Origin of the sequence: Pseudomonas sp. P135 (assembly GCF_020312125.1) — a bacterium.
GTDB classification, from domain to species: Bacteria; Pseudomonadota; Gammaproteobacteria; order Pseudomonadales; family Pseudomonadaceae; genus Aquipseudomonas; species Aquipseudomonas fragariae.
In genome coordinates this window covers 52,647-74,325 of record NZ_JAGPYR010000023.1, presented here as the reverse complement: position 1 = coordinate 74,325, position 21,679 = coordinate 52,647, and the positions used below count along the sequence as shown (strand labels likewise).

General features: G+C 58.0%; 18 protein-coding genes. 8 read left to right on the top strand and 10 right to left on the bottom strand.

The window, feature by feature from the left end; translation table 11 throughout:
* Positions 1–638: 638 nt before the first annotated feature.
* Both KBY08_RS24035 and KBY08_RS24030 read right to left on the bottom strand, forming a co-directional pair.
* Positions 639–3,113, bottom strand: a complete 2,475-nt coding sequence (locus KBY08_RS24035; RefSeq protein ID WP_111522723.1) for a penicillin acylase family protein — start codon at positions 3,111–3,113, stop codon at positions 639–641.
* A gap of 244 nt (positions 3,114–3,357) precedes the next feature.
* Positions 3,358–3,558, bottom strand: a complete 201-nt coding sequence (locus KBY08_RS24030; protein WP_032607517.1) for an SEC-C metal-binding domain-containing protein — start codon at positions 3,556–3,558, stop codon at positions 3,358–3,360.
* Positions 3,559–3,716: 158 nt separating this feature from the next.
* Between KBY08_RS24030 and KBY08_RS24025 the strand changes: the two genes are divergently transcribed.
* From KBY08_RS24025 to KBY08_RS24015, 3 genes are all read left to right on the top strand, one after another.
* A complete protein-coding gene (locus KBY08_RS24025) occupies positions 3,717–4,373 on the top strand; it encodes a LexA family protein (RefSeq protein WP_003402307.1) in 657 nt (218 codons plus the stop codon).
* Positions 4,374–4,501: 128 nt separating this feature from the next.
* Positions 4,502–4,750 (top strand): DUF1654 domain-containing protein, encoded by a 249-nt coding sequence (locus tag KBY08_RS24020; protein ID WP_003402309.1) that lies wholly within the window; start codon positions 4,502–4,504, stop codon positions 4,748–4,750.
* Positions 4,751–4,940: 190 nt separating this feature from the next.
* On the top strand, positions 4,941–5,270 hold the full coding sequence (locus KBY08_RS24015) for a hypothetical protein (protein WP_003402310.1): 330 nt from the start codon (positions 4,941–4,943) through the stop codon (positions 5,268–5,270).
* A gap of 9 nt (positions 5,271–5,279) precedes the next feature.
* Here KBY08_RS24015 and KBY08_RS24010 read toward each other — a convergent pair whose 3' ends face one another.
* On the bottom strand, positions 5,280–5,771 hold the full coding sequence (locus KBY08_RS24010) for an LEA type 2 family protein (RefSeq protein WP_003402312.1): 492 nt from the start codon (positions 5,769–5,771) through the stop codon (positions 5,280–5,282).
* A gap of 117 nt (positions 5,772–5,888) precedes the next feature.
* Here KBY08_RS24010 and KBY08_RS24005 point away from each other — a divergent pair, with 117 nt between their 5' ends.
* On the top strand, positions 5,889–6,440 hold the full coding sequence (locus KBY08_RS24005; RefSeq protein WP_003402313.1) for a hypothetical protein: 552 nt from the start codon (positions 5,889–5,891) through the stop codon (positions 6,438–6,440).
* A 111-nt stretch (positions 6,441–6,551) separates the two neighbouring features.
* Positions 6,552–8,987 (top strand): TonB-dependent receptor, encoded by a 2,436-nt coding sequence (locus KBY08_RS24000; protein WP_024661135.1) that lies wholly within the window; start codon positions 6,552–6,554, stop codon positions 8,985–8,987.
* 141 nt (positions 8,988–9,128) lie between these two features.
* Here the strand turns inward: KBY08_RS24000 and KBY08_RS23995 are convergent, their stop codons facing one another.
* The 4 genes from KBY08_RS23995 to KBY08_RS23980 form a co-directional block, all read right to left on the bottom strand.
* Positions 9,129–9,602, bottom strand: a complete 474-nt coding sequence (locus tag KBY08_RS23995) for a YchJ family protein (RefSeq protein ID WP_003402315.1) — start codon at positions 9,600–9,602, stop codon at positions 9,129–9,131.
* Positions 9,603–10,013: 411 nt separating this feature from the next.
* On the bottom strand, positions 10,014–12,143 hold the full coding sequence (locus tag KBY08_RS23990; protein ID WP_225651284.1) for a TcdA/TcdB catalytic glycosyltransferase domain-containing protein: 2,130 nt from the start codon (positions 12,141–12,143) through the stop codon (positions 10,014–10,016).
* Between the two features lie 136 nt (positions 12,144–12,279).
* On the bottom strand, positions 12,280–14,391 hold the full coding sequence (locus tag KBY08_RS23985; RefSeq protein WP_225651283.1) for a hypothetical protein: 2,112 nt from the start codon (positions 14,389–14,391) through the stop codon (positions 12,280–12,282).
* Positions 14,392–14,848: 457 nt separating this feature from the next.
* On the bottom strand, positions 14,849–15,346 hold the full coding sequence (locus KBY08_RS23980; protein WP_024661131.1) for a DUF6231 family protein: 498 nt from the start codon (positions 15,344–15,346) through the stop codon (positions 14,849–14,851).
* A 220-nt stretch (positions 15,347–15,566) separates the two neighbouring features.
* On the opposite strand from KBY08_RS23980, the gene KBY08_RS23975 reads away from it, so the two are divergent.
* The gene (locus KBY08_RS23975; RefSeq protein WP_024661130.1) at positions 15,567–15,842 is read left to right on the top strand and encodes a DUF1145 domain-containing protein; all 276 of its coding nucleotides are present in this window, start codon (positions 15,567–15,569) and stop codon (positions 15,840–15,842) included.
* Positions 15,835–16,593, top strand: coding sequence for a hypothetical protein (locus tag KBY08_RS23970; RefSeq protein ID WP_003418460.1), 759 nt, complete (start codon positions 15,835–15,837; stop codon positions 16,591–16,593). The genes KBY08_RS23975 and KBY08_RS23970 overlap by 8 nt, the downstream gene beginning before the upstream one ends.
* A gap of 66 nt (positions 16,594–16,659) precedes the next feature.
* On the opposite strand, the gene KBY08_RS23965 is transcribed toward KBY08_RS23970, so the two are convergent.
* The 3 genes from KBY08_RS23965 to KBY08_RS23955 all read right to left on the bottom strand — a co-directional run bounded on the left by KBY08_RS23965 (position 16,660) and on the right by KBY08_RS23955 (position 19,322).
* The gene (locus tag KBY08_RS23965; protein ID WP_024661129.1) at positions 16,660–17,691 is read right to left on the bottom strand and encodes a purine-nucleoside phosphorylase; all 1,032 of its coding nucleotides are present in this window, start codon (positions 17,689–17,691) and stop codon (positions 16,660–16,662) included.
* Between the two features lie 26 nt (positions 17,692–17,717).
* Entirely contained in the window at positions 17,718–18,677 is a 960-nt protein-coding gene (locus tag KBY08_RS23960; RefSeq protein WP_024661128.1) for a nucleoside-specific channel-forming protein Tsx, read from the bottom strand.
* Positions 18,678–18,857: 180 nt separating this feature from the next.
* Positions 18,858–19,322 carry a CopD family protein gene (locus tag KBY08_RS23955; RefSeq protein WP_024661127.1) on the bottom strand — a complete coding sequence of 155 codons (465 nt, stop codon included), beginning with the start codon at positions 19,320–19,322 and terminating at the stop codon, positions 18,858–18,860.
* A 107-nt stretch (positions 19,323–19,429) separates the two neighbouring features.
* On the opposite strand from KBY08_RS23955, the gene dinG reads away from it, so the two are divergent.
* The gene (dinG, locus tag KBY08_RS23950; RefSeq protein WP_003402334.1) at positions 19,430–21,574 is read left to right on the top strand and encodes an ATP-dependent DNA helicase DinG; all 2,145 of its coding nucleotides are present in this window, start codon (positions 19,430–19,432) and stop codon (positions 21,572–21,574) included.
* Positions 21,575–21,679 lie beyond the last annotated feature (105 nt).

Below are 21,679 nucleotides of genomic sequence, written 5' to 3'. Positions count from 1 at the left end.
GAGCCGGGAAGGATCTGGAAGTTCGGGGAGTTTGCGTGAGCGCTGCGGAGTGTGAGGCGCGACAGCAGGTGAATCAGGGCTCGACTCAAGGTCACCTTTTCGCCTCTGACTATCGTTCCCATGCTCCGCGTGGGAATGCCGTTCGTGACGCTCCGCGTCACACAGGGGTTCTGCGATGTCAGGTGGGTTGATGTTCGGCTCAGGTCACCTTTTCGCCCCTCGGCGACCTACTTTGATGGGGCCAAAGTAGGCAAACCCCCTCGCTCCGGTTTCCGGCCCGACTTCGTCGGGTTCCTTCGACCTGTCACTGATCCGGGGGTCGCCGCAACGGGCCCTCCATGGCCCGGTGCGGCTAGCCTGGCGTCCTGCCAGGCTACCCCCGGATCAGCGCCAGGACTCAGCCGTCACTTACGTCGCACTCTGCGTCGTCAGTGCCATCGCGACAGAAAAGCGCTTTTATGCACGATGGTGTTTCTCCCGGACATTGATGACTCAAGCCGAGCCTGAATCTCACTGAATCGCAGAACTGTGTGACGCGGAGCGTCACGAACTGCATGACCACGCTGGAGCGTGGGAACGATAGGTGTACTGAAGAACACCATCGTGCCCATGCTCCCTCTGCGTCCGGTTTTCGGCGCTTACTTGCCCGGCGTCAGCGTCAGGCGCTGTTTGCCGTAGCCCTTTTCGTAGTTCTGTTGTTGCACCGGAATCGACTGGTACTGGCCTTTCTGCCACGGCTCGATGCTGTTGGCGTAGTACGGGCTGGCCGGGTTGCCGGACTGGCCGGTGCTGATCAGGCCGGTCATCGGTTCGACCAGGCTGAAGTCTACGATCATGCGCAGACCCGGTGCCATGCGGGTGTCGAAGCCCTTGCCCCACTCGAAGCCGGATACGTTCAGCGTCGTGTGATCACCGCCCGCTGGCGTGGCGCCCCGGTTGAACTCGCCGCCACCCAACTGCTTGGCCAGCGGGCTGGTCAAGGCCCAGTTGTCACGGTGCAGCTTGCCCCATTGCCAGGCCTTGTGATCGCTGCCCAACAGGCTGTCGCCGCTGGTGATGGCGGCCGCCAGACTGCGCGCGAGGATGGCCGGTTTGTCTTCCTTCTGCGGGGTTTTGACGTCATCCCAATAGGGGCTGTCATCGCGCCCCAGCAAGTGGTCGGCCTGTGGCGAGTAGGATGAACTGGCGTTGGCGACCAGTGCCTGCCAGGCAGGGCTGGTCTCCGGACCCAACTCATCAAGGAAAATCTGCTTGGCGCTTTCCTGCAGAAACAGCTCGTACAGCGCCGCATCAGCCGAGGTAGCACTGAGCTTGCCGTCAAACGCCATCAGGCGCGTGAACGCTTCACGGGCCTTGTTGCGATCGGCTTCGGGCAGGGCATCAACGGCCTGCTTGAGCGGCTTGCTCATGCCGGGCGCCTGAAACATGCTCTTGAGCTTGGCGGCGAACGTCGTGGTCTGGTCGTATTGCATGGCGATGGTGCTGCGCAGGTCCTGCTTGCCCCCGTTGGCCAGTTCGGCAATTCGCTCGGCGCGCTCCGGGTAGCCCCACGAGTTGGAGAGCTGCATGCCGTAGCCTTTCGGAATCGTGCGCTGATTGGCTGCGGCGAGCCAGCCTTGGCGCGGGTCCTGATCATAGGGATGAAGCATCGAGTCGGCAAAACCGTCCCAGTCGTACTTGCCATCCCAGCCCGGCGAAGGCAGCAGGCCCTGGCCTTCGCGGCGGTTCGGGAAGCGGCCAGTGACCTGCCAGCCAATGTTCGAGGCGTCGGCAAAGATCATGTTCAGGGTGATCGCCCGAATCTCGCGGCTGGTGTCGAAGGCTTTCTCGACGTTAGGTGCACGGGACAGATCGAAGAACGCATCCAGGCTCTTGTCATCCTTGAAGTTCGGGACTTGCAGCGCCAGGCTCAAACCGTTGCCGGGCGGGGTTGCAGAGGCGTTGAGCAGCGCGCCGTGGCGGGTTTCGTACACGGTTTCACGCAGCGGGCTGCCGCCCTTGACCAGAAAGGTTTCCTGATGGGCCGCCGCTGGCAGCCATTTGCCGTCAACCATGTAGGAAACGCGGTTGCCTTCGCGCTTGATCTTCTCCAGAAACAGATCCTGATTGTCGCCCTTGACGTTGCTCATGCTCCACGCCAGTTTGCCGTTGAAACCGCTGAGTACCAGTGGCATACCGGCGATGGTGACACCGGACACCTGGTATTTCGGTGCACGGATCTGCACGAAGCTCCAGGCAGAATTGAGCCCGGCGGGCAGTTGCATGTCACTGGCCAGCAGACTTTTGCCGTTGCGACTGCGTTGTGGCGCGATGGCCCAGTTGCTGGAGGCCGCGACGCCGAGCATGTTCAGGTCCGAGAGCTGCAGGGCGATCCTGTTCAGATCGCTCAGGCCGGTGACCTGATTGTTCAGGTTCAGGCCCTTGAGCTTGTCGGCTTCGGCAAATGGTAATTCTTCGTCAGGGTAGGTCGGCAGTAGCCAGGCGAGCTTGTCCGCGCTGACTTTCTGCGCCAGGACCAGCGCCGACAGCTCCTCCTGCAGGTTGACCGACAGGCTGAAGTTGAGCAGGCTGAAGATCAGCGCCGAGTCTTCCGGCTTCCAGTATTCCGGCTTGTAGCCCGAGCTGGCGATATCGGCAGGCAGCTTGTCGCGATAACGGAACAGGTAGGCGTTCACGCCGCGCGCATAGACATCGAAGAAGCGTTTCAAACGCGGCGAAGCGGCGTTGTACAGGTCGCTGGCATTCTGCTTGAGGTTGACCGAGCGCATCAGGCGGTCGACGTCCAGCGCATCCGCGCCGGCCATTTCCGACAAACGGCCCTGCGCCAGCAGGCGCATGCCGAGCATCTGACTGATTCGATCACCGGCATGAACGTAGCCCAGCGTGAACAGCGCATCGTGGTAGCTGCTGCTTTCTATCAGCGGCATGCCCATGTTGTTGCGGCGCACGGAAACGTTCTGCGCCAGCCCCTTGAGCGGGAACGTCCCGGAAACAGGCAGCACGGTCTCGGGATCGTTGCCGCCCAACTGGCAGCCGGCAAGGCTCAGGAAGCTCGCCGCAGCAGCGGCAGCGCCGAATCGGGGTAGAAAATGACGAAGGGCTGGCGAGGCCATGGGCAAGCTCCTGGAGGGGTAACGTACAAAAGTCGCTACGTTAGAGAGCAGGCAAGCCGCACGCAAGCGGCACGGGGTAGTTTATTTCAGGATTTTGCAGAGGCTGGCCAGACGCCTCTCGCTCGCCACGCTCTGCGCCACATTGCAGCCATGGCTACATGCCCTGGATCACTACCTGAAAGCATGCAGCACACTCAAATGAAAACGGCCTGCAATGCAGGCCGTCGTCAGAATGCTCCGCGCCTTACGCGCCGTGGCATTTCTTGAATTTCTTGTCGCTGCCGCACGGGCAGGGATCGTTACGACCGACATCCTTAAGGGTATTACGCACCGGCTCCTGATGGGCATGACCGCAGTTCGGGCCGTGTACATGGCCGTGCTGCTGGTCGTGGTGATCGTGATCATGGTTGCAATCGGGGCCATGCACATGGTCTTGCTGGTTCATCGGTTTTACTCCGCAATTAAATCTGGCGCGCATTATCCCGTAAATCATGGCCAAGCAGTATCGGCATATTGCGATTCGCACAGCGCCATTTTTTAAGTATGCTTAGTTTCAGTCGAGCGTTTTTCAGCGTTCTTTATTCCCCTATGCAGAGCCGACTCATGACCCGACAGGAACGTATCGCCAGGGCAATCGCCGCCAGTGGCTTGAAGAAAGGTGAAATTGCCGCCCAGTGCGGCGTGGCCAACTCTGCCGTTACCCAATGGATCAGCGGGGAAAGCAAAAGCCTGCGGCCGGAAAACCTTTACGCACTGGCGCGGGCCACGGGCTTTCGTGCCGAATGGCTGGCGATTGGCGAGGGACCGGAAAAAGCGCCTGCCTTCGACGCCAACGTTGCGCTGATCGATCAGCCGGACATGTCCTTCCGTTACCCGGTGATCAGCTGGGTGTCGGCAGGCTCTTGGGAGGAAGCGGTTCAGCCTTACCCCGACGGTTTTTCCGACCGCTATGAAATCTCCGACTATGACTCCAAGGGGCCGGCGTTCTGGCTGGAGGTCAAGGGCGATTCGATGACCGCGCCCACCGGCGTCAGTGTGCCGGAAGGAATGATGATTCTGGTGGACACGGAGGCCGATGTGCAGCCCGGCAAGCTGGTGATCGCCAAGCTGCCCGCCAGCAACGAGGCGACGTTCAAGAAGCTGGTCGAGGATGGCGGCACACGCTACCTGAAGCCCTTGAACCCGGCGTACAAAATGATCGAATGCGGTGCCGACTGTCGCATTATCGGCGTGGCGGTGAGGATGACCGGCAAGCTGTAAGCCTTGTTTGACAAGGCGTGCGGGCGTTTTCACCGAAAATGCTCGTCAGGAAACGTCCTACGAAATGCTTGCGAGGTTCCTACAGCTGGAATACTGTATTTATATACAGTTATGCCTCGGGGGCTGTCATGGCTGGCAATGATAATGGATCGGCAGGCAGGTCTTCCTACGAGCAGATCGGCAAGCGCATTCAACGGCTGGTATCCGCGCCCAATGTTCAAAAGACCCAGTGGGTCATCGTCGCCCGTCGTGATGATGAGCCCGTGGACAGCTGGAACGTGGTGCTGCAGGAAATCGAAGAGACCGAAGGCATCGAGATTGACCGTCAGCCAGACGGTTCGGTAAGGATCGGCTGGCAGCGCTACATCGATAACTGACCTCAAGCCTCTGTTGCTCGCCCGATAGCCCGGTGGGTTGATGGTGCACGTTTGCCTGTGATTTTAAGCATGCTTAATTTTTAGTTTTTTGAACGGTGCCGGCGCCGCGGCAATCCCCCGGCAGGTCCCCCAGTGTCTGAATTTTTCTGTGTTCGTGAACGGCTGTATTTCTTGAACGGAGTCAGAAGCGATGGATATCTTGAATGGTTTGGCAGACCGAGGCGAATGGCTGGTAGCCGGTCTGGTGGGTGCGATCATTTCTGGCTGGTGGCATAAGGCAGGTCTGCTTGACTGGCGTGCCTGGCTGGTTTTTCTGGTGACCGGTGTGGCCTGTGCGGTGTTCCTCACCGGCATCGCCAGTGATTACCTTGGCATCGCAGATCCGCGCAACACCACGGGCGTGGGGTTTCTGCTGGGCTCGTTCGGTGGTGCGCTGATCAGTGCCGTCAACCGGGCATTGTGGGCCGCTGACATCTGGAAGTTTCTTCTGGAACTGATCAAGGGCAAGCTGGGCGGATAGGCTGAATGATCATCGGCGCTGGATCAGGTCTTGCGGCAGCACATCGCCTGATGTGCCGACGCGGACGTTGTGCCTGAACACGATTCCGGTCTTGAGCTTGCCGTCCAGCTGATAATGGATCAGCTCATCAGGTTTTTTCAGCAGTTGAGCGATGTACCGTGCGTAGCGCCAGAGGTTGGTGCGAATCGGCACCACGAAGGTTTTGCGGCTATTACCGTCGACGACAAACCAGTCGCTGAACGTGTCATCGACAAGGACCATGTCATTGAGGGTGATCTTGTACTTCAGGCCACGCACCAGCAAGCTGTCTTCGTTGGGGTTATCAACTTCGAAGTACAGCTTGAAATCCTGCTGTGTCAGCCTCGCCTTGACCACCTGGACCTTCAGCAAATGCACTTCCGGTTCCTGAGCGCGGTCAAAGCTCAGGAGCGAGCATCCGCTGAGCCCGAACAGGATCAACGCAAGGCTTATGATTCTTGTAATGTGCGCCTGAAAAGACATGGATGTGCTCCCTTTGACACCTGAGTCTACCAACTCGACGGTCGAGGGCAACGCGCTTGTTGCGCTGTCTGACGCTACGCCATACTTTTACTGACGTGCATATTGGTGTCTTCTTCCATGAATCTCTACGAAATTGTCTTCAGCGCCGAACTGGTCGCTGGAGCACAACCCGAGAAGGTAAGGGCTAACCTTGGCAAGCTGTTCAATGCAGATGCCGAACGTCTGGACCTGCTGTTCTCGGGGCGCCGACTGGTTCTGAAAAACAATCTCGACGCGGCAACCGCAGAGAAATACCGCGCCACCCTCGAGCGCGCAGGCGCGCTGGTGCGTGTGCTGGAAATGAACACGCCACCGCCCATGGAAGAGGTCGAACTGGCGCCACCGCCCGACGCACCGAACTGGTTGCGCAAAGCCTCGGTCAGTCCGGGGCGTTTGCAGATCAAACCGCGCGACGCTTACATGGCGGCTTTTGTGGACGTCGATGCGCCGGATTACTCGGTCGCAGAAGCGGGCGTCGAGTTGCTGCCCGGCAAGCCTCAGCCTGTTGCGCCGCTGCTGGATCTCTCGCGTTTGAGCCTGGCCCCGCTGGGCAGCGACATGGGCCAGGTCGAAAAAGCCGAGGCGCAGGAGGCGCCCGATACGTCGCACCTGAAGATCATCCCGGAATGATGCTGCCAGTCAGCTGATTCCTGAAACGGAATTATTTTCAATCAGCCCTGTTACTTTCGAGCGTTCGTCCGGCTAACAGGCATTGAGAAGTATTCCATCAGGAGTTGCCCGATGTCCCGTTCGTTAGACACCCTTCTGCGTCCCAGTCTGTTGGCCGTGGCGATCGCCCTGTGCACGCCTCTGACCAGCCCGCTGTCGATGGCGGCGCAGCAGGCCAGCGTGGTTGCCTATGATCTGCCCGCAGGCCCGATGGCCACTACGCTGAATCAGATCTCCAGCCAGGGTGGCCTGGCATTGAGTCTTGACCCGGCGCTGGTCGCCGGCAAGACCAGCTCGGCGGTGAAAGGCAATTTCGATGCGGCCACGGCCTTGCGCGAGGCTCTGCGTGGCAGCGGCCTGCAACTGGTGCAGAGCAGCGCCGGGACGTACACGCTGATGGTCATGGAACAGAACGCCTTGAACCTGTCGGACGTGAACATCAACGCCAACAGCACGCCCCTCGAAGGCTCGGAAGCCGCAGGTTATCGCAGCGAGAACGTCAGCAGTGTCGGCGCGCTGGGTGGCATGCGTCTGCAGGACGCGCCTTATTCCATCAGCGTAACGCCTCAGGCGCTGCTGAAAAACATCCAGGCCACCTCGCTGGACGATGTCATCAAGCACAACCCGTTCACCCAGATGTACTCGCCGACCAGCGCCGGTTATGCCAGTGCCGTCAACATTCGAGGCTTCAGCAGCGCGGGCAGCCTGAACATCGCCAATGATGGCCTGCGTTTCACCAACGGTGCCGACGGCAGCAACTACATGGAAGAGATGGAGCAGTTGGAAGTCATCACCGGTCTGACCGGCTTCCTGTATGGTCCGGCCTCGCCGGGCGGGCTGGTCAATTACGTGCTCAAGCGCCCGACCTATCAACGCTACAACAGCGTCACCCTGGGCAATGCCGGGGGTGAGAATTACTACCTGCATGGTGACTTCGGCGGGCCGATCGACAGCGAGGGCAAATTCGCCTATCGCCTCAATGTGCTGACTCAGGATGGCGAAACCGCTGTCGATCTGAACAAGCGTCGCCGCGAGATGATTTCCCTGGCGCTGGACTGGAACGTGTCCGACGACCTGCTGGTGCAGTTCGACGCCTCGCACAAGAAGACCGAAATTCGCGGCCTGACCAGTTACTGGTATTTCGGTGACCAATCCCTGCGCCCCGGCGCGGCATCGCTGGACAACGACAAGCTCTACAGCCAGAAGTGGTCGTTTTCCGATTACGAGTCCGACAAGGCCGGCGTGCGTGCCAAGTGGCGCTTGAACGACACGTTCACCTTGCGCGCGGCCTTCGCTGCCCAGCAGTACACCTCGGAGAACACCTACACCGGGCCGACGGTCTACAGCGCGGGCCTTTACTCGCAGCCGCTGTATGCCTTCGCGCCGATTGAAACCGAAGAAAAGACCGGTTCGCTGTTCCTCGATGCGGCGTTCGATACCGGCTTTATCGGTCACAAGGTCACTGTGGGCTATCAGGGCAATACCTCACGGCAGAAACAGTACGAGGATCACATTCCGTACACGCCCGATCAGCCAGGCCCGCAATACACCTCGCCGGTGGGCACGATACCGCTGGACCAGACGCCTCAGGTCGGTAAACCGTCTTACTCCATCGGGCATGGCGCCCAGCGCTTGGCCAACAGTTCGGAAAGCAATAACGTCCTGATCGGTGACGTCATTACTTTCAATGAGCAGTGGTCGGCGATCCTGGGTGTGACCAACACACAGATCAAAACCTACGCCAACGAGTTCGTCTACGCCAAGGCGTTCGGTTCCGCCGAAACCGAGACCACCTACAACGAGAGCAAGACCTCGCCGAACATCTCGCTGGTCTATAAACCGCTGCCGTGGCTGACCACCTACGCGACGTATATAGAAGGCCTGCAATCGGGCGGCGTCGCGCCTGGCGGCACCGCCAATGCCGGCCAGGCGTTTGCGCCTGAAATCAGCGAACAATACGAAATCGGTGCCAAGGCGACACTGGGCGAAACCCTGCTGACCCTGGCGCTGTTCAACATCGAGAAGCCCAACGGCTACACCACAGGCGCGAACATCTACGTCGTGGACGGACGTCAGGAGAACAACGGCCTGGAATTCAGCGTCACCGGCAAGGTCATCCCGGAACTGACCGTGGTGGGCGGCTTTACCTTGCTCGACCCGAAAATCAAGAAAACCGGTGTCGCGGCGGATGAAGGCAACGTGCCAACCAACGTCGCCAAGCAACTGGCCAAGGTCTATGCCGAATACGACATCAACCCTGTACCAGGCCTGGCCATGACCGGCGGGGCGTTCTACACCGGCAAGCAATACACCGATCAAAGCAACGAAAACGACCTGCCGTCCTTCACCACCTTCGACGCCGGAGCCCGCTACCGCCTGCGCCTTGCAGAAAACGACCTGACCCTGCGCGTCAACGTCAGCAACCTGACCAACAAAGAATACTGGCTCAACAGCAGCTACCTGGGCGACCCACGCACCGTCGCGTTTTCGGCACAGCTGGAGTTTTGATCGCGGCATCACGCCGACCTGACTGCTGACGCGTGCGGAACGAGAATCCCGACTATCGCAGGACGCTTTGCGTCGTATGCCGTTCTGGACGCTCTGCGTCCCTACCGAGTGTGGGCAGTGCGGTTCGGATTTAGGACCCGCTCAAACGACATACCCGGAGCAACACTTCTTGAATTTCTGCTCACTGCCACACGGGCACGCATCGTTGCGGCCGGCTTTAAGGGGGACGGTGGAGTCGATGAAGTACCAGCGGCCCTGATTCTGCACGAACGACGAGCGTTCCTTGTGGCTGTGTTCGCCGTTGCCATCGTGCCAACGAGCAGTGAAGGTCACAAATGCATGCTCAGGCTTGCCGCCAAACACTTCCGCGCTTTCCACCTCCAGCCCCAGCCAGGTGCTTTGCGCGCTCCACTGAGCGATGGCTTCACGGTCCAGTGCGCTTTGCTGCACCGGCAGCGTGGATTCCACCAGATAATCGGTCAGTCCCAGCACGTAAGCGCTGTAACGTGAGCGCATCAGCTTTTCCGCACACGGCGCAGGCTGGCCAGCGTGATAATGGCCGCAACAGGCCAGCAACAGATCACCGCTGCCGCACGGGCAAATAGCACTACTCATGATTCATCACCAGTATTTTCCAAAATTCTCCGGGTTGGCCCCAGAACCGAGAGACGACTGATGGAGGCCCTGGCGTAGTGGGGTTCATAGGGGACCTCAAGGTTTCTGGTGACGACATGGTGACAGCGTTGGTGACAGTTGGCGAGTCTCTAAGGTGCCCATTGGGTCGCCTTCTTGGGGGCCTTATTAGCCCGCGCGGACCTGCGCGAGGGCACACGGGAGTAGAAGCAATTAGGTGATCACTCCCAAATATTCTGTATTTTTCGTCAAGGCCGTTTGAGGTGCCCGTAAAGCCACAAGACCAGATGGGCAACCACACAGACCAGACAGGCAGCCGGCAGGGTGTCAATTGGGGTGCTGAAAAAAAGGCGTCTTTCGGGACGCCTTTTTTGTTGCAGGACCAAAATTTCGTTATGAATTTCTGAATAAGCGAAACTGTCCAGGATTCATTCCGGATGAGTCCAGATGAATGTCAGGTCTAATCTCCAGTTGGTTCATTGCCTGTTGGAATGCTAAATACTGGCCTTTGTCTTCAGCTACCTTGACTTCGGCCGGAATCGACTCATCGTGACCACGATTAGCTCGTCTTTTAACTGTTTCTTCGAACTCACAGTCGAGGCGCACTACGACATGCGCCGCATCCTTGATCAAATGAGGTGTGCAGATGCCTTCAATTAAATAAGTGTCACAGACAGGCAATCTAATTTCTTTATAGGGTCCATCAGAATCGCGCTCCCCTCGCGGAAAGCCTCCAATCATAACCCCCTCGCGATAGGTGCTCGGCAGGCTGTAAGTGGCGCCTTTGCCACTCAATATATTGTCCATCACTCGCGTTGCCAGCTCTCTGTTGAACGAGTCGACATGCCCGTGAACGACCGCCCAGTCTGTCACTGGACCTCGATTGCCTGGGTGCTTACTCAGCTCCGAGAAAGACTTCAAGAAGTGGTCAGTTTTGATCGACTCAAATGTCAACTCTGCTTGTTCCAGCGCTTTAGTCAGCGTTGACTTTCCGGACGCCGAAGGTCCGGAAACGAAGATGATGACTGGCTTGCCAGCTTGTCGTTTTTCCTGGACTTTTTTTAGAATCAAGCTTGCGACCTTTTCAGTGGTCACTGTTCGCTCTGTTGAAACACTCTTGTGTACTCCAGAGATAACTATCGTGTTTTGCAATGAGGTTTTTTGTGCTGCGCTAGCCTGTTTTGTCACCCCCCCGGCCATGGCCTTGGTAGCACTATTCTGTTGCTCGTCAGTTTCAAAATTCACGTAGTTTTCCGGGAAATTGAAGTGCGTCTTCAACGATGACCAGAAGTCTTTGTTTTGAGATAGATCCTGCCCCCAGATACGTTCCGATAACGACACCGCGTCGTCACGCATCAACGATGACAGCCCCTGCGCCTTACGTATTACCGCATCGACGTGACCGCGCAATCCGTTAGGGCCGGTCGCTTCAATCGTGCTTTTATTAGGACGACTGAAATACCGATCCCCTCTGAACTCATTGCCTTTCAGACGTTTGTAGTCCTCACCTATTTTATCGATAAAGTCGGAAAGCATTTTACTGCCAGGGTGTGCCGCAAGTAACGCGTTCGCAAAATAGGGGGTCGTGCTACCGGACGCCTCGCTCTTGGCTTGCGCCAAACCTACTAACATTAGGTCCGGGTGCGCGTGCAATACTCCACTTAGCGGCCGCATGCACTCCAGATCGATATCTGCATACACACCTCCGTATTCGTGCAATATCTCGTAACGAGCAATGTCGGATGCGGCTGGGTAGGCACCATTACGCCCGATGATTTCGTGCTGATAAGCGTCCTTGTTCTTGAGTCGGATGTCTTTCGAACTGCTCAAATCGCGAATCTGAACGTTTTTAATACCCTGGAATTTTTTCTGCAACTCATTCAACGTGACAACGTCACGGGTTGCATTTGTTGTCAGTCGATCCCATGACTTGACGGTTTGGTCTAGAATAATCCTCTCAGCCTGAAAAAAATTATCATCATGCCTGGCGGTGTGTTCTTTGAACGCGGCCAGTGCCAATCGTGCATTATGTAAGGTCACTTCCGCGGCGTGAGGTAGCACGTTTTGCTTCAAGGACTCATTACCTTCGGCCAGGAGTTCTTTGTTCAATTCACTCAGAGCCTGTTTTTGTGCGCTTAGATTCGACACGCTGCCGGACGTATCAAGCGTCGTCTCAAGTTGACTGAACAGACCACGCATCAGCTTCTCTGACTGATACTCCGGGAACACGTTCTCTGCTTGCTGCCGAGTGATTTTATTGGTTTCGTAAGCTTTGAACTGCGAGGCATCAACCCATAGCATGACGGTACAATCCGGATTTTTTTTTGCCCATTGGCGTACATACTCTTGCTGTTTGTCGCCGGGTTGAGAACCGACCCAGACCATATGAATATTTGACGGAACGACCTTGAAGTCTTTCTTGGGATATACGTCCATCAACGCGTTAGACGTTTGAGATTTTTCGATGCCCGAGGTTGAGGGCTGGGCAGGCGCGTACACACCCAGGTTGTTCTGGATTTTCATTCAAATTCCTTAACGTATTTTCAAAAAAGAAAGGCAATGATTTCTGACAAAAAGTTGTTGTAACGACGCGCGCGTGATTCAGCTACAGGCGCACCTCAACAAGATACTCATATGAACATACACTTCGCTGATGCGCTCACGATACAGGACGCGATTCACCCGTCTTGAGTGAGTTGGAGGAAGAAGATACTGATGGGTGTTGAATATTTTTACGCGCCAAATCATTGCTTAAACGCAAGATGATTCGCTCGACGATACAGGCTGCCACATTATAGGATTCGTCACTTGGATGTGAAGAGATCCAGCCATTGGCTTCAAATTTCCTCAAGAGGGTGTCAAGGTTGATGTGTTGACCTTCAAATTCAATCATTATATTTTTTTCAGCATCGAAGAGTGCTTTTAGAGTATTGATTCGACCCTTATCCCAGTAAGGGTTCGGCCTGTCTGCAGGCCCTTCTAGTTCCTTTTTAATAATCATTTCTTGCTGCAAAGCTACGTTACGGTGATCGTTACTCAACTTCAATTGCTTACTCATTAGCATGTCTTCTCCGCCGGCCACCATGTAAGGGGGGTAGATGCCATCTCCTTCTCGGAGGAAGGGGGCGCGAATGGACACAAACTGCTCAGCTGGGCCATCCAGATCCGAAGGTCTGGGCGTGGGTGTCTTGCTGAAGGGTGAAGGCGTTGCTTGTCGCGTCGGGTAGCCGACACCGTAGCCCACGATAGGCTGCTCTATCGTTTGGTGCAGACTTTCCACCTTGTTTTTAATGATTGGATTCGTGTGCCTGGTCTGTTCTGTCTTCACGACATCCTGGTCGATCATCATTATCCGCTCAGGGCGGTAGGGCAGCGTATCGGCAAAGGCCAAGGCCGCTGCTCGAGCGGCACCAAAACCTGTCAAACCTCCACCATCCCAGCCAATAATATGCAGATTCGGATAGTGTTCGATCACCTCTTTCATCGTGGAAGCGTAGGTCGGGTAATCCATTTTATGAACAAGAAGATAGATAGGTTCCGCCCGCCGCCCACGCGCCCCACGCATGTTTTTGGGATGCCATGCCAAGCTATAGTCTTTGGTAAGCTCTGCCGCCAGCTTATGCGCGCTGCCGCCGCTTATAACAAAAGCAGGAACAGTAGCTTTATTAAGATGTGGCTCGTGCAGTTGAGGCCCTCTTATAAACGAGAACCAACTGCCGTCTCCCGGAATGGCTCGGTCCATGGCCAGTTTCCTGCATTCGTTTATCCGATTGTCAAGCACGGCCTGCATACTGTCCATGGTCTCCTTGCTCGTTGATTCAGAGACTTTGACAGGTGAATACTTACACGCTGGCCTTGTTTCAGGATTGGCCCATCTGGGGTTGCACTTCAGTTGAATGGGAGGGTTATTTACCTGTAGCGGGGCCCTTGCAGGGTTGACGTGATCGAGTGACATAAGAGGTGAAGCGCCAGGTTGAATAGATGTACTTATAGAGTCGTACTGATTAAGTAAGTTTTTGTACAGCTGCTCCTTAAATTCCGTAGCTTGCTTAGGGCTTATGGTATCTGTCGGTGCATCCGCCTTGACAGCAAGCATAACTCTAAAGAAAGCGTCTTCTCCCGAGCTCTCCCATTTTTTTTCCCTTTGACTTACTGTGTATGTCTCTTTGCCTTCACGGCACACCTCAATGCACTGAAATTTTTGCTCTTCTGATAGCGTATCGTAGTTTCCCCGGCTTTTTTCCTCGTCGGGTCTGAAGACCGCACACGGCGTGGTATCAGGATAATGCTTCCACACCAGAAAAGCGTTTTTGGGCCAGTCGTCATCTTTAACAATTACCAAACTGAGGAGCTCAAGAAGGCTGCCTTCCAGTTCGCAGTCTGGGTCTTTTAGCTTTTGAACCAGGTTTTCTAGCTTATTTAACATCACCCTCGAAGGGGTGTATTTAAATATGGAGTTGTCGGGTAATCGTCTTGTTTCAGAAGGGTGCTCTACGCCTGATACAGTCATTGCCGTATCGACAAGATTAAGCGCTGGCAGAGAATGACTTCGAATCAGCATCATTATGTCCGTGTTTATATCTGGTTGTACGATGGGTGGAAAAGACACGTATGGCGGTACCCATGCATTCAATGCTTCTGCCCGGCTGGGCTCCAGGCTTTGTAGGTAAAGTGGGTGTGCCTTGCTTGCCTGCTCAAAGTCAGCATGTTGCAGTGCTTGAGTGGCTCGGCGGATGGATCGGGTTCCACGCAAACGTAAAGCGGTGTCCAATCTATATTACGTTCGCCTAGACCCATGAGCTTGGTCGTAACTGGGTCTACCGCACCGTGGTCGAGCAGCCAGTTGTGCTTCGAGCGTTGACGGCCCGGTATCCGCAACTCTTCGTTGATGAGCTTCAGGATTTGGGCACGTTGCATCAGGCTATCTTGAAGTGACTCATAGACGCCGGAGCAACCGTTTCCCTTATAGGGGATGTAAACAAGAGGATGTCCTTGGAGAATGGCATGGCGGTCTGCGTCTGCCTATCGGTAGATCCAAGAGAGAGGGTAAGGCTACGGGCAGAGCAGCCCATTGGACATACCCTTAGGTAGTAGATCCCTGAGCGCCTGTAATGCCAGATGGAAAGGTGCTGATCGGGTCGTTGGTGACGAGGCTGGTGACAGTTGGCCCTGCACTGGCATATTGACGTTGCTAGTCATGTTTGGGTAAGCCCTTTATATTCAAAGGGTCACCACCAATACTTTCCAAAATTCTCCGGGTTGGCCCAGTACTTCGCGTTCAACCAGTCGGGCACCTGTTTGTACTCACGCAAGTCGTACGTAAACAGGTTCAGCACCTGCTCGTCGCGGGCGAAGCGTTCGCTGCATTGCAGCGCCAGCGAGAAAAAATCGGTCTCCTGCCAACCGCAGGCCTGCAAATCGGCAAGCACCGCGATGCGGCTGGCGTTGAGGTTGCGGATGCCACCCAGCAGTTCCAGGCCAGTGCGCTTGGGGATGTGTTCCAGACAATCGACCACCAGCGCCAGATCGAAACGTTGCGCCGCCAGATGGGCAGGCAGCGCACCGGGTTCGGCCAGCGCCACCTCGGTCTGCGGGTGGGCCTCCTGAAAGGCTTGCAACGCCGGGAACGCCTGAGCGCCGATCAACAGCAGGCGTTGCGGCGCATAGCGATCGAGCAGGGCGGCCAGCGCTTGTTGGGGCGTACGGTTCGAGTAGCCGACGGTCATTGAAAGTCCTCTGGTTGACGAACAAGACTAGCCTGCCGGGCCGGCTCTGAACAGCCGTCAGTCCAAGGCCGGTGTCCACAGATGCACGACAACGATCTATGCTTGATCTTTTTCAACACACCGCTGGCATATTCGGCGTACAGCACGTCTACTGTGCGGCGACGAAAAGCATGCGAAGACTGCAATTTCGTAACGGATCATGACAAGGGGTGGGCAGGCAATGAAGGTGTTTTGGGGGCTGGGAAAGATATTGATGCTGGGCTTCTGGCTGGTGGTGCTGGTCAACGCGGCGATTGAGGCGCCCAGCCCGCTTGGCGTGATGATCGACATGGCCGGCGCGGTACTGCTGTTGACTCATTTGCTGGAACTGATCCTGTTCAACGGCAGCCTGCGCGGTCGCCGGCATCCGTGGCGCGACCGGGGCAAAATCATCCTGTTCGGCATCTTTCACGTTCAATCCATCGGCCGTCCGGTCAGGGGACACACTCATGCGTAAGCTCGTTCTGCTGGCAGCATTGTTCAGCCCTCTGGCCATGGCCCAGGCAATTATCGTTGCACCGCACTCGCTGATGCGTCTGCCTGGCAACAGCAGCGTTCTGCAGGTCGAGCGCCTTGAAGTGGCCGATTACGGCACTCTGCTGATCCCGGCCGGTATCGATGATGTGAAGATTGGCGAGCTGGTGCTGGGGCACGAAGCGCGAATTGCCATCGTCCCTGGCGTGCAGGCGTTCAATATGGTGGTGCTGCATGGTGAGTTCGGCACCGGCAGCCAGATCACCGCACGGGGCGCGCCGGGTACGTTCGAGAAACCGGCACGGCCTGGACGCAACCTGACCCTGCGCCTGCAGAGCCTGGATGCCGAAGAGCTGTCGATTGACGCCCGCGGTGGTGCAGGCAGCCCAGGCTATGCCGGGCTGGACGGCGGCACGGGCGAAGACCCTGGTTGCACCTGGGGCCAGGCCGGGCGTGGTTATAACGGCGACAGCGGCGGCAATGGCCACGATGGTGCTGCGGGCGCGCAGGTTCGTCTCGAATTGCCACAGAGCTATCCGGCCGAACGCATCAAGGTGAATGTCGCGGGTGGCGCAGCGGGCAAGGCTGGCGAAGGCGGCAAGGCAGGCAAGGGCGGTGCGTCCAAGGGCTGTATCGTCTACCGCGCTGAAGGCGGCAAGGCTGGCAGACAGGGTGAGCCCGGTCTGCCAGGTGCTCCAGGACCGGCAGGCGCGTTGATCCTGCAACGTCTGTAATCTGCGAGATGTCCGGATCAGGTGCAAGGCCATGATCCGGACAGTCGCGAATCGCTTCACATCATATTATTGCGGTACGCCTTTTTCCCAATTCTTCCAGTCGCCGACAATCGCCTGCACCAGCGGGTTACCGGTGCGGTAGAGGTTTTCCAGCGCCGGGACGAAGGCACCCTGATCGGCGTACTTGAGCAGGTTGTCCACCTCGCTGTAACCCGGATACGGACGATCGAAGTCGGAGCCCGCACGTACGACAGCCAGGCGATTGACATCGACCTTGCCGGCCTTGCTCGCTCGCAACAGAGCCTCGTAGGTGGAGTTATCCTCCTGCTGGGTGGTGCAATACTCGCCTTTACCGTCGGTCAGCAGCTTGGTCCAGACTTCCGCACGCTCGCTCAGACGCGTCCCGGAAAACCAGGTATTGCCCGCCAGCGTGTCGCACTGCGTGACCTGCGGCGGCTGGTTGGCCGGCGCATAAGGGTATTTGACGCGCCACGCGGCGGATTCCTTGCTCTCGCTGAGCGTCACCTTGTGCGATAGGGCAAACGCCTTGGCCTGCAGCTTGGGGTTGAGCTCGAAGACTTCGGTCTTGTAATCCAGTGGCGGCTTCTCGTTCGGGCCCTTGGTGTTGATGCCCAGATAACCGGTCGGCCATTCCTTGGGCACATCGCGGGAGTCGATTTCCCACTGCGTGCCGAACTCCACCAGATAATGCGCCCAGGCCGTGGTGCCGAGTGTGCCGCGGTGCGGGTTGATGCCGGCAATGCCCGCGACAATGAAGTACGTCTTGCGCAGGTCGAATTGCGGCGACAGGGCCAGCGCCAGGGTCGATGCCGCAGCGTTGGTCTGGCCCATGCCGGTGACCAGCAGGCACACGTCCTGATCATTGCAGCGTATGGCCGGGTACTCGGCGGCAAGGCCGGGCACCTGGATTTCCTTGGTCAGGTGCAGCCGGTCGATCCAGTTCTGTGCTTCGGGCGCAAACATCGCGATCAGCATGACCTTGGGTGTGACCGGTGCCACCGGTGCGGTAGCCGCCCAGACAGCCGGGCTGAGCAGTGCCAGCGTGGCGCAGAGCGTGTTGCGAGTGGTGTGTTTCATGAAAACTCCTGTCGTCATAATAAGGTTCAGAACTGGTAACCCACGCCTGCGTAATAGCCCCAGCCATCGGAGCGCGCGCGGAAGTTGCCATCGCCGAAGTTCAGCTCGCTGCCGTCCTGCCAGTTGCCGCCGTTGTGGAAGTAGCGGCCAACCAGGGTGAAGCGCAGGTGCGTGAAGGCATAAAGCAGCACATTGGTGGCGACCGTGGAGTTGCCGGTGCGTGCCGGATCGTTCTTGAGGTCCGAGCCGAAATCGAAGTTGGTGAAGCCGATGTAGGTCAGCGACGCACCGTTATCGAAGGTGCTGATCGGTACGATGTATTTGAGCTGCGCGCGGTAGCCGTCCCACGAGTACTCGTTGCTGGCGCCGTAGTTCTCCCACTGGTAGCGGCCATAGAAGTTGGCTGACAGATTGACCCGCGAGTGGGTATCGATGTCAGTGCCCAGGCCGCTGTACAGGGTGTTGGCCCGGTTGGCCGTATTGCTGCCGTGGTCATAGATCCAGTCGAAGGCGACGTACCATTCCTTGAACGGCCCGACGGCCAGACTGCGCCCGGCGAGGTAGTCGATCGAGATGCGTGGCTCGTGCTCCATGAACAGCGGCGAGCCGTGGTCCCAGACGCCTTTGTCATTATCGTTGCCGATGCCGAGGATCTTCGGTACGTCGACATAGCCATACAGCTCGAACGGCCCTTTGCGGCCGAAGTATTCGTACTCCAGGTAGATGTCATCGTTGGGCTTGGGGCCGAAGCTGATGTCCTTGCTGCCGATCAGCGTCAGGTCCTGGTTGAACCAGTCTGAAAAATACGCGCCTTTACCTTCCTTGGGCGAGGCGGGCGGGCTGAGTGCTTCGCCTTGCGCCGAGTCTTCGGCGGTGGCGGGTGCTGCCAGGACGCTGGTACAGGGCAGCGCCGCGGCGGCGGCGAACAGCAGAGGCATGAGAAATCTTGAGGGCGTTGCGGGTCGAGTGAATGGCGGCTGTGGCATTGAAGCTCCTTTTCGTGGGCGCGTACTGCTGATCGCAAGCGTTTGCACAGCCCATGCCAAACTGTTTCAAGATGTTGAATGCCTTGGATATCAGGTGCAGAAGATGACCGATCGGGCAGGAAAACGCCCGCAAGCTGTGCGCGGTGTCACCGCCAGTGCCCCGTGATGTTCCGTTTTACCTCAAAGGCCCGGACGAGCAGCGGCGAGCATGACCACGGCCAGACCGATCATCAGGTTGATGCCGGCGAGGCGGCGGATATTGCCCAATGCTGCCGCGCCCTCGGCCCACTGTTCGGCTTCCACGGCGCGACGCAGCTCAGGCAGTTGCAATGACTGGATACGCAAAAACAGCGCAACCATGACGACGTATAGGCCCATCATGATCTGCACATAACGCGGCGCGGTTTCAAAGCCGGTGAAGTTGAGCTGAATCATGCCGATGCCGGTTATCGGCAGCAGCACCACCGCGGCCCAGACCCAGGCAAAGAAGCGCGGAAACACCTGGACCCACACTTTCAAGCGAGAAGGGCCTTCAAGTGCTGCAATGACTGCCGGGCGCAACACCATCCAGGCGAAAAACATGCCGCCAACCCACACCAGAGCAGCCAGCAGATGCAACGTATAGACAGTAGAAAAAGCGGTCATCGGACACTCCGTTCTGCGCGGATGGATTTAGCGCGCTATGATAGCGCCCACTCAGAACTACTGAAAATTTATCCAGCCTTTTTAGCCGTGCCCCCGAACCGAAGCCAATGATCAGTACCGAACTCAAAACCCAGATCCAGGGCGCTTACTCGCGTTTCCTCGAAGCCAAGAGCCTCAAGCCACGCTATGGCCAGCGATTGATGATCGCTGAAGTCGCCAAGGTGCTGGGGGACATTGACACCGATGAAGAGGGCCGTCGTTCGGGCGATCCTGCGGTAGTGGCCGTCGAAGCCGGAACGGGTACCGGCAAGACCGTGGCTTACGCGATCGCCTCGATCCCCACCGCCAAGGCGGCAGGCAAGCGGCTGGTGATCGCCACCGCGACCGTCGCCCTGCAGGAGCAGATCGTCTACAAGGACCTGCCGGACCTGATGCGCAACAGCGGTCTGAATTTTACCTTCGCCCTGGCCAAGGGGCGCGGGCGTTACATGTGCCTGTCCAAGCTCGACGCATTGCTGCAGGAAAGTGACGCGACCAACGCGACCGCGCAGCTGTTCGAGGAAGAAGGCTTCAAGATCGAAGTCGATGAGGCCAGCCAGAAGCTTTTCACCAGCATGTTGCAGAAGCTGGCGGGCAACAAGTGGGACGGCGATCGCGACAGCTGGCCGCAGGAACTCGCCGATCAGGACTGGGCGCGTCTGACCACCGATCACAGCCAGTGCACCAACCGGCACTGCCCCAACTTTCAGCAGTGCGCCTTCTATAAAGCGCGTGAAGGCATGGGCAAGGTCGATGTGATTGTCACCAACCACGACATGGTGCTGGCCGACCTGGCACTGGGCGGCGGTGCGGTGCTGCCGGACCCGCGTGACACCCTGTATGTCTTCGACGAAGGTCATCACCTGCCGGACAAGGCCATCGGCCACTTTGCCCACTACACCCGATTGAAATCGACCGCCGACTGGCTGGAACAGACCGCCAAGAACCTCGCCAAGCTGCTGGCCCAGCATCCGCTGCCCGGCGATCTGGGCAAGCTGATCGAGCAGGTGCCGGAGCTGGCCCGCGAGATCAAGGGCCATCAGCAGTTCATGTTCGGTGCCTGCGAGCAACTGGCGGATTTCCGCGCCGGTGAGGACATGCAGGGCCGCGAGCGTCCACGTCACCGCTTTGTCGGCGGCGTGATTCCCGAGCACATTCGCGAGATGGGCATCGAGCTCAAGAAGGGCTTCGCGCGCCTCGACGACCTGTTCACGCGCCTGACCGAGCTGCTCAAGGAAGGCATGGACGGTGAGGTCAACATCGGCATCGCCAGCCATCAGGCCGAAGAATGGTATCCGCTGTTCGGCAGCCTGCTGGCTCGCGCGCATGGCAACTGGGAATTGTGGACAGCCTTCACCGCCGAAGACCCGGAAGACAGCCCGCCAATGGCGCGCTGGCTGACCCTGGCCGACAGCGGTGCAATGTTCGATATCGAGGTCAATGCCAGCCCGATCCTGGCGGCGGAAATGCTGCGTCGCAATTTGTGGAACATCGCCTACGGAGCGCTGGTCACCTCGGCGACCCTGACCGCGCTGGGCAAGTTCGACCGCTATCGCATGCGCGCCGGCCTGCCCAAGGGGGCGGTGACCGCGGTGGTGCCAAGCCCGTTCCATCACGCTGATGCCGGCGTGCTGCGCGTCCCCGACCTCAAGGCCGACCCGCGTGACTCGGTGGCGCATACCGCCGCGATCATTCGCGACCTGCCCGGTCTGGTGGAAGGTTCGCGAGGCACGCTGGTGCTGTATTCGTCGCGCAAGCAGATGCAGGATGTGTTCGACGGCCTGGACCGTGACTGGCGCAAGCAGGTGTTCATTCAGGGCAACCTGTCCAAACAGGAAACCCTCAACAAGCACAAGGCACGCGTCGACAGCGGCGAGTCCAGCGTACTGTTCGGGCTGGCCAGCTTCGCCGAGGGTGTGGATTTGCCCGGCGCCTACTGCGAACACGTGGTCATCGCCAAGATCCCGTTCGCGGTGCCGGATGACCCGGTCGAGGCCGCGCTGGCCGAGTGGATCGAAGCGCGTGGCGGCAACCCGTTCATGGAGATCGCCGTGCCCGATGCCTCGTTGCGTCTGGTGCAGGCCTGTGGCCGCTTGCTGCGCACCGAAGAGGACCGCGGCACCATCACGCTGCTGGACCGGCGGGTGGTCACCCAGCGCTATGGCAAGGCGATTCTCAATGCGCTGCCACCGTTCCGCCGGGAAATAACGTGAGCCAAAGATGAAGAGCATTTCACATCTGTTCCCAAAGCGCTCGATCACTGAAACAATACGGGCCGTTTAGCCTGTCGCCAGGCTCATGTTGCAGTCAGGAGTCAG

What these genes read in the sequence shown, in the direction of transcription:
- KBY08_RS24035 (WP_111522723.1), bottom strand. Translation starts at nt 3,113, where the DNA reads ATGGCCTCGCCAGCCCTTCGTCATTTTCTACCCCGATTCGGCGCTGCC.
- KBY08_RS24030 (WP_032607517.1), bottom strand. Translation starts at nt 3,558, where the DNA reads ATGAACCAGCAAGACCATGTGCATGGCCCCGATTGCAACCATGATCAC.
- KBY08_RS24025 (WP_003402307.1), top strand. Translation starts at nt 3,717, where the DNA reads ATGACCCGACAGGAACGTATCGCCAGGGCAATCGCCGCCAGTGGCTTG.
- KBY08_RS24020 (WP_003402309.1), top strand. Translation starts at nt 4,502, where the DNA reads ATGGCTGGCAATGATAATGGATCGGCAGGCAGGTCTTCCTACGAGCAG.
- KBY08_RS24015 (WP_003402310.1), top strand. Translation starts at nt 4,941, where the DNA reads ATGGATATCTTGAATGGTTTGGCAGACCGAGGCGAATGGCTGGTAGCC.
- KBY08_RS24010 (WP_003402312.1), bottom strand. Translation starts at nt 5,771, where the DNA reads ATGTCTTTTCAGGCGCACATTACAAGAATCATAAGCCTTGCGTTGATC.
- KBY08_RS24005 (WP_003402313.1), top strand. Translation starts at nt 5,889, where the DNA reads ATGAATCTCTACGAAATTGTCTTCAGCGCCGAACTGGTCGCTGGAGCA.
- KBY08_RS24000 (WP_024661135.1), top strand. Translation starts at nt 6,552, where the DNA reads ATGTCCCGTTCGTTAGACACCCTTCTGCGTCCCAGTCTGTTGGCCGTG.
- KBY08_RS23995 (WP_003402315.1), bottom strand. Translation starts at nt 9,602, where the DNA reads ATGAGTAGTGCTATTTGCCCGTGCGGCAGCGGTGATCTGTTGCTGGCC.
- KBY08_RS23990 (WP_225651284.1), bottom strand. Translation starts at nt 12,143, where the DNA reads ATGAAAATCCAGAACAACCTGGGTGTGTACGCGCCTGCCCAGCCCTCA.
- KBY08_RS23980 (WP_024661131.1), bottom strand. Translation starts at nt 15,346, where the DNA reads ATGACCGTCGGCTACTCGAACCGTACGCCCCAACAAGCGCTGGCCGCC.
- KBY08_RS23975 (WP_024661130.1), top strand. Translation starts at nt 15,567, where the DNA reads ATGAAGGTGTTTTGGGGGCTGGGAAAGATATTGATGCTGGGCTTCTGG.
- KBY08_RS23970 (WP_003418460.1), top strand. Translation starts at nt 15,835, where the DNA reads ATGCGTAAGCTCGTTCTGCTGGCAGCATTGTTCAGCCCTCTGGCCATG.
- KBY08_RS23965 (WP_024661129.1), bottom strand. Translation starts at nt 17,691, where the DNA reads ATGAAACACACCACTCGCAACACGCTCTGCGCCACGCTGGCACTGCTC.
- KBY08_RS23960 (WP_024661128.1), bottom strand. Translation starts at nt 18,677, where the DNA reads ATGCCACAGCCGCCATTCACTCGACCCGCAACGCCCTCAAGATTTCTC.
- KBY08_RS23955 (WP_024661127.1), bottom strand. Translation starts at nt 19,322, where the DNA reads ATGACCGCTTTTTCTACTGTCTATACGTTGCATCTGCTGGCTGCTCTG.
- dinG (WP_003402334.1), top strand. Translation starts at nt 19,430, where the DNA reads ATGATCAGTACCGAACTCAAAACCCAGATCCAGGGCGCTTACTCGCGT.